Genomic DNA, 13,048 nt, shown 5'->3' on the forward strand with positions numbered 1-13,048 from the left:
ACCGCACCCCCGCCGAGCGCGCCCGCGCGCATCTCACGGGCTTCGCCCAGCACATCGCCGACACCTACGGGGTCCAACTCCCCCTGCCCTACGACGAACTCGTGGCGTTGGACGACGACCACGAGCGCATCGACCTCGTGCTGCGCACCCTGCGCGGGACCGTGAAGGTGCCGCCCGCCGTGTTGGAGCACCAGCGTGCCTCGTACCTGGATCTGCGGATCGGAGAGGCGCATCAACCGGGCCGGTACGAGGGGCGGGTGGTGCTGTACCGGGCCACCGAACCGGCGCCGCACACCGTGCGTGACCCGGCGTACGAACGGGACGACGACGCGCTCGGCTGGGACGAGGTGTGCCCGCGGCTGACGGTCGTACCGGTGGCGGGGCACCACCTGTCGCTGCTCGACCCGCCGTACGTCGACGAGATCGCCGCCCATCTGCGGCGGGTGCTCGCCTCGCCGGAGGGACCCGCCGAACCAGCCTGAGGAGCCGCCATGCCGCACCGCCACCCCCACGGGATATCCCGCCGCGCCGTCACAAGGGCCACCGCGGCCACGGGACTTGCCGTCCTGTTCGGTGCCACGGCCACCGCCGGCCGGGCCCGGGCCGCGACCCAGATCTCGGCGCGCACGTTCGACGTGTCCGTGTCGTCGCCCGCGCTGGGCCGCAGCGCGCCGGTGCGGCTGATCCTGCCGTCGGACTTCGACGCGCGGCCCGGGCGGACGTATCCCGTGCTGTATCTGCTGCACGGGGCGCACGACGACTACACGTCCTGGACCCGGGAGACGGACATCGAGGCCTTCACGGAGGGCCGGGATCTGATCGTGGCGATGCCGGACGCGGGTCCGACCGGCATCCCGAGCGCGTGGCGGGACGGTCCCGACTACGAAACCTTCCAACTCCAGGAGGTTCCGGCGCTGTTGGCGCGCGACTACCGGGCGTCCGGGGTGCGGGCCGTCGCCGGGGTGTCCACCGGGGGCTACGGGGCGATGGCGCACGCGGCCCGTCACCCGGGCGCGTTCACGGCCGCCGCGTCGTACAGCGGCATCCTCGACACCACGGCCCCCGGGGTGCCCTCGCTGGTGGACGCCATCGTGGCCCGCGAGAATCTGGCGCCCCGCTCCCTCTGGGGCAATCCCCTTCTGGATCTGCTGACTTGGCAGAGCTTCAATCCACGCGCCCGGGCCGGCGGGCTGCGCGGGACGCCCTTGTACGTGTCCAACGGCAGTGGTGTGGCCGGGGGTTCGGGCGACTGGCTGCCCGAGGCACTGGAGAGTCTGCTGTGGCCCTCCGCGCACAGTTTCACCGGCGTTCTCGCCCTGCTCGGCATTCCTGTCACCGCGCACTTCTATTCGGGAGGAGGTCACAGCTGGGCCTACTGGAAAGGGGAGTTCACCACCTCGTGGCCGATGCTCGCCGGTGCGCTGGGGCTGCCGGAGTGATGTCGGTGCAGCCGGGGCACGGAACGGAGCGCAGGGGACGACCGTCCAACACGGGACGTCCCCCTCGTCCCACGGGCAACAGTCCGTGGGCGAGCCGCCTCCGGGGGAAAGGAGTGTCCGTCGTGGCTGTCCCCACCCCGCGCGGAGTACCCACCGAGCCCGGAACCGCGCTGGTTCCGCCCGACCTGGCCGAGCTGCTGCGCGCCCAACTCGCCGCCGTCTCCGCGGAGGTGGAGGAGGTGGTCCGCAGACACGTCCCCGAGTACGCGCGGCCGGCCGACGGAACCTACCGCGAGAATCTCAGATCCGGGGTGGTGCAGGCGCTCACGCTGTTCGTCGACCACATCGCCGACCCGCACGGCCAGAACGCCGCGATGGCGGCGGCGTACTACGAGGAACTCGGGCGCGGCGAGGCCCTGGAGGGCCGCAGCCTGGAGGCACTTCAGTCGGCGATCCGCGTCGGCGGGCTGCACGCGTGGCGGCTGATGGGCCGTACGGCGGAGGAACTCGGTCTGGATTCGGCGGTGGTGGCCGCGCTGGGCGAGCTGGCGTTCCGTACCGTGCACGAGGTCGCGGAGGCGGCGGCGGCCGGGTACGCGGAGGCGCAGTCGCGCAGCACGGACGAGGTGGAGCGGCGGCGCCGACGGCTGCTCGAACTCCTGCTGGGCCAGGGGCCGGTGTCCCCGGAGGCCTTGCAGGACCTGGCGCACGGCGCGCGGTGGCGGGTGCCTTCGCAGGTCGCCGTCATCGCGCTGGCGGGCCCCGCGGACCCGCGTGCGGAGGACCGGCCGCCGGCGATGCCGGGCGCGCTGGCCGACATGGAGTCACGGCCGCCGCGCGTCCTGGTGCCGGACCCGGAGGGCTACGGCCGGTTCGGCGGGCGGTCGTTCGTCCTCGGCCTGGGCGGCCGTCCGGCGGCGATCGGCCCTACGGTCCCGGTCGTCGAGGCCGCGCGGTCCCTGCACTGGGCCACGCGGGCGCTGGGGCTGATGGGCCGCGGGGTGCTGCCCCGGCAGGGCGTGGTGCTGTGCGCCGACCATCTGTCGACGCTGTTGCTGCACAGCGACGAACCGCTGCTCGCCCAGCTGGAGTTACGGGCCCTCGCGCCGCTCGACGCCGCTTCCGAGGGTCAACGCCCGCGGCTGGCCGAGACGTTGCTCGCCTGGCTGCTCAGCGGCAGCAACGTCCCCGATGTCGCCGCCCGGCTCCACATCCACCCGCAGACGGTCCGCTATCGCCTGCGTCAGTTGGAGAAGCTCTTCGGCGCGTCCCTGCACGATCCCGGCACCCGTCTGGATCTGATCCTCGCGCTGCGTTCAGCGGCTTTGCGGGAGGGCGACCGCGACTCACCGGGCGGTGACCGCGACTCACGAAGCGACAAAAACAGAGAGAGTTTCTGAATTCCCGTCCATAACACCGGGTACGGGAACGCGAATACCTTCGGGACAGTCCTTTCCACAGGCGCTTTCACGCGCCCCACCCTCAAAGGATTCCCATGCGTATTCGCTTATGCCTGGCCGCGCTCTCGCTGGTCGGCGGGGCCGGGCTCGCCACCCTCTCCGCACCCGCCGCATCGGCCGCCACCTGCTCCGATCTCGACGTCGTGGCGGCGCGCGGCACCTTCGAGCCGGGCACACTCGGCCTGATCGTCGGCGACCCGGTGTTCTCCGCGCTCCAGCAGAAAATCACCGGAAAGACGCTCTCCAGCTATGCGGTGAACTATCCCGCCGACCTTTCCCTCACGTCCGCCGCGACGGGAAACGCCGATGTGGTGAACCACGTCAACGCACAAGCGGCGGCCTGCCCCGATCAGCGTTTCATTCTCGTCGGCTATTCGCAGGGCGCGAACGTCGTCGACAACTCCATCGGAATCAGCAGCGACGGCGCGGTGGTCGGCAGCCCGATCGTGGCGACCATCCCCGCCACGCTGGCACCGCGAGTCGCCGCGGTCCTGCTGTTCGGCAACCCGATCCGGGCCCTCGGCAAGAGCGTCACGGGCACCTACCAGAGCCGCACCATCGACTTCTGCGCCAACGGTGACCCCATCTGCCAGAACGGCGGAACCGACGTCCTCGCCCACCTCGGCTACACCTCCGACGCCGACGCGGCGGCCACGTTCGCCGCGGGCAAGGTCTGAGCCGTAGCAATGCGCCGATGAGGACCGGGAGTTGATCCTCCCGGTCCTCATCGGTGTTCTGGAACGGCCGGACGGGGACGGCTACTTGGGCGATTATTCGGGTGATGCGGCGAACGCGGCGAGGCTGCTGGAGACGACCTCGGGGCGGCCGTCGTTCTGGACGGGTGCCGCGGTCAGTACGTCGAGGTGCTGGTAGCCGGGGGCGATCACGGGGTGCAGGCCGGCCGGGATGTGACCGGCGAGCAGGCCGTCGCCCGCGAGCACGGTGAGCGTCGGGTTGGCGGTCAACCCGCCCGGGTGCACGACGAGTTGCTTGACCTGCGGTGAGGTGGCCAGCTCTATGTCGGTGACCAGCTTGGTCGGGAAGTACTGCTCGGTGAAGTCCAGCGGCTGCTCCCCCATGCTGCGGGCCAGCTCGTGGATGTCGGTGACCTCCTTGCCGGCATTGGTGAAGGGGGTGCCGTCGGCCGACCGGTATCCGGGGTCGTCGGCGGCGCCGACACGGTCGTAATCGCGCCAGGTGTAGAGCGGCCCGTGCGGCACAGCCGGGATGGCCTTGTACTCGACGCCGAAGAGCTGCGACTGGTCCGAACTGCCGTTGGCGGCGGGGAAGTTCTTGTCGGTGATCGGGCCGCCGTCGAAGAAGCCGACACTGCTCTGCAGGAAGGCGAGGGGCACGGAGTTGTCGTCCATCAGCGACCCCAGCACGGCGTCGTTCGTGAGCCGGAAGTCCTTCACCGCGGGTGAGCCGGTGAGGAACGTGGCGGCGTCCTTGGAGAACAGGAAGCGGTTCGTGGCCTCGATGTTGACGTCGGAGGGGAGGTAGGACGGCAGGTCCGCCTCGCCATTCGGGTTCTGTACGGCGCCCAGGCCGGCGATGGCGAGCAGGGTCATCGTCTCGGGGTTGAGCAGCACGGGCGCGGACAGCGAGCGGGACAGCACGCCGCTGTCGAGCCCGGCCTGGACGACGCCGTAACCGAGCCCGATGTCAGGCAGGTTGGTGTCGTCCGGGATGCTGCCGCTGAGGTCCGACAGGTCCGTGGAGATCGTCGTGTCGAGGGCGAAGTACCCGGCGCACTGGTTCTGCCCGGCGTCCGCCATGGTGGCCGGGTTGCCGTCGAAGTCGGCCGCCGCGAAATAGCCGGTGATGACACCGCCGAGCGAGTGCCCGCCGCACAGCACCTTGCTCTTCCGTACTCCCTGGTCGGGCAACTCGGCGACGAGCAGGTCGTATTCGTCGCGCACGGTCTGTTCGATGCCGAGCTTGGCCATCCAGCCGAGCTGGTCGTTGCCGACGAACCCGGCGAAGGTCCGGCCGCCGACGGCCTTGCCCCGGTAGTAGTAGTCGACGGCCGTGTGCTGGTCGCCGGAGGCGATACCGGTGGGATCCTCAAGGCAGTTGGAGCGCCGGTCCAGGGCCCAGAACTCGATGTGCCGTCCCTGCGCGGCGGCTTGGACGACCGTGTCGCGGGCGACGCTGTCGAACGCTCCCGCCCCTTCCAGGATGCCGGGTTGGGCCACGAGGATCCGGTCGGCGTTCGCCGACGCGCTCGGTCCGTCGGCGGAGCGGTAGCGCAGATACGACAGCCAGTCGCAGGCCGCCGGACGGGCGCCGAACGACCGCGGTAACGGCACTTTGACCCGCACCACCGACTCGACCACACCGTCGGCGGGATGCGTCGACGCCACCGGGGTCTCGGTGCGCGCACCGTCTCCCTGTGCCTGTGGAGCGGCTGCGGTGAGCGCGCCCGCGGTCAACAGCACCGCGAGCGCGGCTCCGCGCCACGTCCGTCCTGTGCTCGCGGCTCCGCGCCGCGAACTTCCTTTGCTGCGACTCGTGTTCATGGCCGGACCGTAGGACGGCCGGGACCGCGGGATCAGGCGGTGCTCACAAGAACGCAGCCCGCACCGGCCCGCTTGTCACCTGCTCGCAGAGAACGGGGTGCGGTCAGGCGTCCTTGATCGTCGCGGTGACGGGCGTGCCGGTCTCCACCGTACGGCTGACCGTGCACAGCCGGTCGTGGGAGACGGTGACCGCCCGGGGCAGGATCGCGCGGGCCCGGTCCCCGGCCTCACCCTCCGGGAAGGTCACGGCGAAGGTGACCGCGAGGTCGGTCATCCGGTTGCCGAGGTCGTCGCTGACCTTGTTGCCGGTCACGGTCACGGTGAAGCCGTCCGGCTCCGCGTGCCGGGTGGTGGCCACATCGACGTCGGCGGCGGTGCAGCCCCCGATCGCGGCGAGCAGCAGCTCGACCGGGGTGAACTCGGTACCGCCGCCGACGGCGGTACCGAAGTCGACGGTGCCGCCGCGGGCGTTGGTCGCGGTGAAGCGGCCGGGGGCGGTGCGGTCGACGGTGACGAGGCGCAGGGAGTTTTCGCTCATGCCGGAGATCCTTCCAGAGAGCCGGACCGGATCTTCGGAGCGGAGCGGAGCGGTGGGCGCGGGCGCGGGCTATGCGCGGGCGGCGCGGCCGATCTCGGCTGCGACTCGCGCGTGGGACAGATACTGCGCGATGTCGTGCGCCCGGTCCTTCGGATTGGCGCAGAGCACGTCGCGAACCCGTGACCAGGTGTCGCCCAGCGGGCAGCCGATGGCGACGGCGTCCCCGGCGGCCCACGCGTTGAGCCACACGTCCACCTTCCCGGGCCGGACCGGTCCGCGGGCGAGCAGTCGCTTGTACACGGCGTCCAGTCCGAGGGGGCTGCCTGCGGTCACCAGCAGGGGTACCGAGACCCCGCTGGGCAGCATGGTGCACAGGTCGAGCGCGACGACGGTACCGAGGCTGTGGGTGACCAGCACGATCTCACCGTTCTCGGGCAGCCCGGCCAGCACCGATTCGAGCACGGCGTCGCGTACCGACTTGTCGCCGAGATAGGCCGCGACATCGCGGAACACCGCCGCGATCACGATGTCATCGAGTCCGCTGCGCGCCGCGATCCAGGACAACGGCCGTTGCAGTGCGGCGACCACCCCGCCGAGCAGGCTCGACTCCTCGGCGGCCTCAGGCTCACGCTCCGACGCGGGCATCCCGGTGGCCACGGCCGCTTCGGCGAGCAGCGCGGCGTACACCGTGCGAGCCTCGGCGTCGGCGGGCACGTACGCCTCGGCCGTGGTCGACGCGGTCTCGGAGGGGGCACTCTCGCGACTGGCCGATGCGGCGGCCAACGCGTCGCCGTAGAAGGGGAACCGGATGTCGGCGGCGTCCAGTGGCGGAAGGCCCGCCGCCGCCAGCCCGGTGGCAAGGCCCCGGCACCATCCGGCGCGCAGCTGGGCGGGGTCGTGGCCCTGCTGACCGCGGCCGTGCAGGAACACCACGTGCCGGCCGGTGCCGGTCCGCCCGCTGACGCCCAGCCGCTCCTGACTGACTGCGGCGACCGCGGCGACTGCGACGAGGCGGTCGACCGCCGGCGACACCTCGGTCGGCGGGCCTACCGGCACCGCCTGTGGGCCCAACTCGGCGAGCAGTGCCGCCGGTTGCGGTGGCAGCTGGGCCGCGGCGAGGTGCCGCAGGATGGCGCTGACCCGGGCCCCCTCGTTGGCGATCCAGCCCGCGCCGGCGGGATCGGGTACGCCGGCGTGGTGCAGTGCGACGACCTCCCACTGGTCGTTGAACACGGGCGAGCCGGAGTTTCCGGGCTCGGTGTCCGTGCGGTAGTGCAGGAACTGCGGCAGCTGGTTGAGCAGTTCGTTGGCGCGGACCGCGACCTCCTTCAGCCGCGCCTCCGGGTGGCCGACGATGTTCACCGGCTCGCCGATGACGATCTTCCCCTGCTGCGCGATGAGCCTCAGCCAGCCGTGCACCGAGCCGGGTCGCCTCCCGTCCGCGCCGGCCCCGACCGCGACGAGGGTGTAGTCGAGGGCGGGGTCCGTGACGAACAGGTCGGCCGGGGCCAGGTCATAGGGGTCGACGGGTTTGGAGACACCGTCGGCGTCGGCTTCGACGTCGAACTCCGCGAAGGACCCGGTCGCCGTCGCCACGTCGGGCAGCACGTGGTGGTTGGTGAGGAGCAGGCGTTCCCCCACGAGGAACCCGGTGCCGAAGCCGGCCCGCCGGCCGCCCTGGATGATGGAGATGCGAGCCACCGCCCGGGCCGCACGCGCCCCGCGGGCAAGGAAGTTGACGCTCTGCAGCTCGCTCGCGGCGCCGAGGATCCGTTCGAAGACGACGGCGGGAGGCACCGGCCCCCGGTCGGACGGCGCGGGCGCCAGTTCCCCCGGGTCGACCTCACGCCCGCTTACCAGCCGCTCCGCGCGGGCGCGCAGCTGTTCCTCGCTGTCGGCGGCGAAGGGCGTACCGGTCTCCACCTGTCGACGCCGGATGTCCTCACGCTGGTCCACCGTTTCCCGGTAGCGCTCCACCATGTTCCGCTGCTGCTCTCCTAGGTTCATGCGCGCATGGTCCGGCGAGCGGGACGTGCGGCGCTTCGGGGAACTCCCTACGGAGCACGCGAGCGCCCCCGCCGAAGCAGATCGGCGGGGGCGTGGGTGGCGCGGCTCGAAGAGGGGCGTCGGTTCATCGGTTCAGAGGACGCCGGCGAACCGGAGGAAGTCGGCGATCGTGCGCACCGGCCGGCCGTTCGGGAGCAGGACGCCCTGTGCGGGGCTCCAGCTCGTCCGGTTGACGTACGAACCGGGGTCCTTGCGGATCTGGCCGATGATGGTCTCGGCGACGATGCGGCTGCCGACCTCGCCGAGCCGCCGGCCCAGCTCCCGCACCTCGGACTCCTTCAACACGTAGAACCACAGCGGGGTCCTGTCGAACAGACCGCCCGACTCCAGGGCGTCCTTGACCGCGTCACTGCTGCCCTGTTCGAGTTCCGCGCGGCTGAGGGGTGCGATTTCGAGTGCCTCGGCCACCGCCTGTCCGGTGGGGGCTGCCAGTCGGTAGCCGCGCAGGAGGTTGCGCTGGGCGAGGTGCTTGAGCAGCTTCCTGATCCGCTCGGGCAGGCTCGGGTCGTTGCCCTCGCCGCGCAGATCGGCTAGCGGGGGCGCGAGCCTGGTGTCGATGAGCCGCGTGAAACGGTTGGCGAACTGGCTGTTCTTGTCGACCATCCGGGCCCACTCCGCCGGCCAGTTCGACGGGAGGGTCGTCAGCGTGCCGACGAAGCCGCCCCTGCCGGTGAACTGGAAGAGCTGGTCCAGGGTGGACACGGGGGCCCTGTCGCCGGGGCGGCCGAAGTTGCGGTTCCAGTCGTACGCCCCCCGCACCATGCTGTGACCGAAGCGGAAGGCCGCCACCGCGAACTCGATCGGCATGTAGGTGCCGCGATCGTCCAGGTCGAGCAGGTTGCCCTCGGCGGTGTCCACACGGTCGACGACGTCGGGGCGCGCCACGGTGCGCAGATAGTCGTGCACGGTCAGCCACTGGTAGGTCCACCGGGTGAGGTCCCTGGCCCGCCGGAAGACCTCGGTGTCCGTCTCGAACTCGGACTCGTGGTCGCGCACCCACTCGACCGCCGCGTTGTGGAACTTGAGGAAGGCCACGTGGAGTTGGGCCACCACGAGGTTCTCGTCGTTGCGCGTGTCGCCGACGAGCGGAGTGCGGTCGGCCTTGCGCGGCAGATCCCGTTCGGTGTCGTCGACCGGGGGGATCAGCGCGCCCACATTGGCGGGAACGGGCGTGAGCAGGCCCAGCCGGAACGTGATCCCGTCGTAGGGAACGGCGTCCCTGCCCACGACCGGTGCCGCGAACGGCCCGTCGCCGTAGACCGAGTCGAGGTTCAGCGACGGGATCCGCAGGTTCGCCAGCTTCGCGACCACCTCGTGCGGCGGCAGGGGCGGCGGGTTCTCCTCGGTGATGCTGATCGCCAGGTCGCGGTCGGTCGCGGCCGTCAGATCGTGGTCCACGAACTGGCCCCAGTAGGTGTAGATCGTCGGAATCGGCGAGTTGAGCTCCGGGGCGCCCACCTCCTCCGGGGTCTCCACGATCGCCGAGCCCAGGGCGAGCAGGGCGGTGACGACCTTGGGGACGTCGTCATTCGGCAGGTGGTTGTCCGGGAACTTCTTCGCGAGGTCGAGGAACAGGTAGTCGAAGGAAGTGGTGCCCACATGCGCCGCGTCGTCGGTGGTCTCCTGGACCACCGTGCTGCGTGTGCTGAGACTCTCCTGGGTCTGGGCGATCTTCTCCGCCTCGTCCGTGTCGAGAATCGCGTGTCCGCCGTGCGTGAGGTTGGTGATCACCCGCCGGAACTGTCCCTGCTCAGCCATCCCGTGCCCCTTTCAGGTCTAGGAACACGCGAGCATTCCCGAACGTCCGCGCCACGGCTTCGGGGAACTCCCTGCCTCCGCCCGGGACATGCCCTCCCGCGGCCGTGAGCGGCTCCCCCGCCGGAACACCTACGCCACCTGCCGGGCCGGCGGCACCGGACACACCCGGCAGGGCCTACGCGTCATGCACTCACCGCGCGAACCCCGCCGTACGGAGACCGTCGTAGGACCGTCCCGACCCCTGACGCCGATCACCCTCCCGGGGGCACCCTGGAGACATGACGGAACGCCGCGATGGAGCGGCGGGTGTACGGGGGCGTCATGGAAGAGACAGCGATGACCGGCGTGCCGACGGGCGGCGCGGCATACGACCCGGTCCACGTGCCGGAGGACTCGGGTGGGCACGGGGCGTACCGCGTCGTGGCTCCCGCCGCACCCGACGAGGGGACGTCCCTCCCGGGACCAGCCGCCCTCGTCGGCCGACGCGCCGAACGAGACCTGGTGGACGGCCTGGTGGACACCCTGCCCCGGCAGGGCGGCGCTCTGCTGCTGAGCGGTGAGCCGGGGATCGGCAAGAGCATGGTGCTGCGCCACGCGGCCGCCCACTGCCAGGGTGCCCGGGTGCTGTGGGCCGGCGGAGTGGAGTCGGAGGCCGTCCTGCCGTACGCGGTGCTCGCCGACGTGCTGCTGCCGCTCCGCCGTCACTTCGGCGAACTGCCGTCGGCCCAGCGCAGTGCCGTCGAGGGCTGTCTCGCGCTCACGGACGTGGCCGAGTCGAATCCGTACGCGGTGTGCGCGGGCGCGCTCGGCGTGCTGGCCGCCGCCGGGGAGTCGTGGCCGCTGCTGGTCCTCGTCGACGACCTGCACTGGGCCGATCCCTCGTCGCGCCAGGTCCTGCAGTTCGTGGCCCGGCGACTGGCCACGGAGCGGGTGGCCCTGATCATGGCGGCACGCCGGGGGCGGCAGGAGGACGGGATCCAGGAGAGCGTGCCGCACACCACGCTGGGGCCGCTGTCGGACGACGAGTGCTGGACGCTGCTGCGGCGGCAGGCGCTCGACCGGACGGATCGGGCGGCCGACCGGATCGTCCGGCTGGCGAACGGCAACCCCCTGGTCCTGGTGGAGTACGCGGCGGCACTCGCCCGGGCCCGTGCGTGCGGAACCGAGCCGTGGGACGACTCGTGGGAGGCGCCGGGGCCGCTGGTGGAACGGGCGTGGCGCGGACAACTGCGTATGCTGCCGGCGCGCAGCCGCAAGGCGCTGGTGTACGTCGCCGCCGGCCGCGCCCCGCAATGGCCGCTGCTGCAACGGGTGTTGGCGTTCGACGGACTCACCACCGCCGATCTGGACGCGGCCGAGGCGGCCGGGCTGGTCCGCATGCGGGACGGCACCTGCGAGCTACGGCATCCCGTGCTGCGGCCGGTGGTGCTGGGACAGTGCGCCACCGTCCGGCGACTGGAGGTCTACCGGCGGCTGGCCACTCTCAGCTCGGGCGAACTTCAGACCTGGTATCTGGCCGCCGCCGCCCCCGGTCCGGACGAGTCGGTCGCCGCCCGTCTGGTGTCCGACGCCCGGCAGGCGCGCCAGCGTGGGGCGTTGGCGGCTGCCGCGCCCGCCTGGCGCCGTGCCGGCGAGCTGTCGCCGGACCCCGCGGACGCGGCCCGCCGGCTCTTCGAAGCCGCGCACGACGCGTTCTACGGCGGTACGACGCGGGATGCCGCCGAGTGGTGCGAACAGGCCCTGACGCACAGTCAGGATCCGTTGCTCACTGCGGACATCGAGTTGCTGCGCGGCCAGGCCTGCACCTGGCTCGGGGATCCGGGCCGCGCGCACCAGCTGCTGGTAGGCGCCGCCCGGACGGTGGAGCCGGTGGACCGCTCACGTGCCTCCCAGCTGTACGGGGCCGCGGTGGTGCCGGCGACGATGGACGGGCGGATACGCGACGCGTGCGACATCGCCGCACGCTGCGAGGCGCTGGCGGACGGCATGCGCGGCACCCGGCGTCGGCAGGCCGCCGTCATGCGCGCCCGGGCGGAGGTTCTGGGCGGCGACGTGAGCGCGGGCCGTACGACCCTGCTCGCGCTGCTGGAGGAGACGCGTGGGCTGACCGGCCCCGAGGAACGTCAGACGGCGATGGAGATCGCGCAGGGTCTGTCGTGGACCGGCGACGGGGACCTCGCCCGCCGCGTGCTGGACACGGTGATCGAGGGGGTGCGCCGCGACAACGCCCCGGCCCTCCTGCCGTACGCCCTGTTGGCGCGGTGCCAGGTGGAGATGTGGTCCCGCTGGCCGATGGCGCGCGCGGACGCCACCGAGGCGCTGCGCTGGGCGGAGGAGTTCGGGCATCTGGCGATGACGGGCTACGCCTTGATCCAGCTCGCGCGGCTCGACGCCCTGCACGGCGACTTCGCGGACTGCCGGAAGCGGGTGGCGCGGTACGAGCGCTGGTGCGGCGGCCGACTGCGCGGCCTGGCCCTGTTCGCACGCGGTGCGCTCGGTACGTCCGCTTTCGCCGCCGGTGACGCCGAGGCGGCGCGTACGCACCTGGAGGCCGCGTTCGCGCTGGCCGACGAGATGGGGCTGGTCAATCCGACCCTCATGCCGTGGGTGGCCGACCTCGCCGAGGCCTGTCTGCGCACGGGGGCGCGGGAGGGTGCCGTGGCCGTCGCGGACTGGCTGCGGGAGCGCGACACGGCGACCGGTCTGGCGTGGCCGGCGGCCGCCCACGCCCGGTGCCGGCTGATGCTCGCGCGGTCCGCCGAGGAGGCCGCCGACTGGCTGGCCGTCGCGGAACGCGTCCATGCCGACAAGGAGATGGCCTTCGAGGCGGCGCGCACACGGCTCGTCGCGGGAGAGGTGCTGCGCCGGTTCCGGCGGCCGTCCGCGGCACGGGAGCCGCTGCTGCTCGCACAGCGGACGTTCACCGCGCTGGGCGCTGTTCCGTGGGCGGTCCGGGCCGAGGCGGAGGTCGCGGCGACCGGACACCGCTCAGCCGTCCACGGGGACGAACCGCCTCCGGTGGCCCTGCTCACGCCGCAGGAGCTCCAGGTGGCGCGTGCCATCGGCGAGGGCCTCAGCAACGTGGAGGCGGCCGCGTCGCTCTTCCTCTCCCGCAAGACGATCGAGGCCCATCTCACCCGCGTCTACCGCAAGTTGGGCGTCCGTTCCCGCTCGGACCTGGCGCGTTGCCTGGCCCATGCCGGGGTCACCGGGTAGCGGGGCACGGGCAGTCGGGGTACGACGGAGTCCGGTGCGGGCAGGACG

8 protein-coding genes and 1 pseudogene are annotated in these 13,048 nt (G+C 72.1%); 5 read left to right on the forward strand and 4 right to left on the reverse strand.

From position 1 onward, the window contains the following. The 4 genes and pseudogenes from AC31A1_RS06170 to AC31A1_RS06185 all read left to right on the forward strand — a co-directional run. A pseudogene (locus AC31A1_RS06170) lies at window positions 1–482 on the forward strand (polyketide synthase); the annotation flags it as partial. Between the two features lie 9 nt (window positions 483–491). Then, on the forward strand, window positions 492–1,439 hold the full coding sequence (locus tag AC31A1_RS06175; RefSeq protein ID WP_489652231.1) for an alpha/beta hydrolase: 948 nt from the start codon (window positions 492–494) through the stop codon (window positions 1,437–1,439). A 122-nt stretch (window positions 1,440–1,561) separates the two neighbouring features. Next, window positions 1,562–2,839, forward strand: a complete 1,278-nt coding sequence (locus AC31A1_RS06180; protein WP_489652232.1) for a PucR family transcriptional regulator — start codon at window positions 1,562–1,564, stop codon at window positions 2,837–2,839. Between the two features lie 95 nt (window positions 2,840–2,934). Further along, window positions 2,935–3,576: a cutinase family protein gene (locus AC31A1_RS06185; RefSeq protein WP_489652233.1), complete on the forward strand. Its 642-nt coding sequence runs from the start codon at window positions 2,935–2,937 to the stop codon at window positions 3,574–3,576. 93 nt (window positions 3,577–3,669) lie between these two features. On the opposite strand, the gene AC31A1_RS06190 is transcribed toward AC31A1_RS06185, so the two are convergent. The 4 genes from AC31A1_RS06190 to AC31A1_RS06205 form a co-directional block, all read right to left on the reverse strand. Continuing rightward, window positions 3,670–5,340 carry a hypothetical protein gene (locus tag AC31A1_RS06190; RefSeq protein WP_489652266.1) on the reverse strand — a complete coding sequence of 557 codons (1,671 nt, stop codon included), beginning with the start codon at window positions 5,338–5,340 and terminating at the stop codon, window positions 3,670–3,672. Between the two features lie 184 nt (window positions 5,341–5,524). Further along, complete coding sequence (locus AC31A1_RS06195) at window positions 5,525–5,959, reverse strand: OsmC family protein (RefSeq protein ID WP_489652234.1); 435 nt, start codon at window positions 5,957–5,959, stop codon at window positions 5,525–5,527. 69 nt (window positions 5,960–6,028) lie between these two features. Then, window positions 6,029–7,966, reverse strand: coding sequence for a serine protease (locus AC31A1_RS06200; RefSeq protein ID WP_489652235.1), 1,938 nt, complete (start codon window positions 7,964–7,966; stop codon window positions 6,029–6,031). A 132-nt stretch (window positions 7,967–8,098) separates the two neighbouring features. Beyond that, window positions 8,099–9,784 carry a peroxidase family protein gene (locus AC31A1_RS06205; protein ID WP_489652236.1) on the reverse strand — a complete coding sequence of 562 codons (1,686 nt, stop codon included), beginning with the start codon at window positions 9,782–9,784 and terminating at the stop codon, window positions 8,099–8,101. Between the two features lie 321 nt (window positions 9,785–10,105). On the opposite strand from AC31A1_RS06205, the gene AC31A1_RS06210 reads away from it, so the two are divergent. Further along, window positions 10,106–13,000: an AAA family ATPase gene (locus tag AC31A1_RS06210; RefSeq protein WP_489652237.1), complete on the forward strand. Its 2,895-nt coding sequence runs from the start codon at window positions 10,106–10,108 to the stop codon at window positions 12,998–13,000. The last annotated feature ends 48 nt before the right edge of the window (window positions 13,001–13,048 follow it).

This window comes from Streptomyces sp. P5F9 (assembly GCF_057961495.1).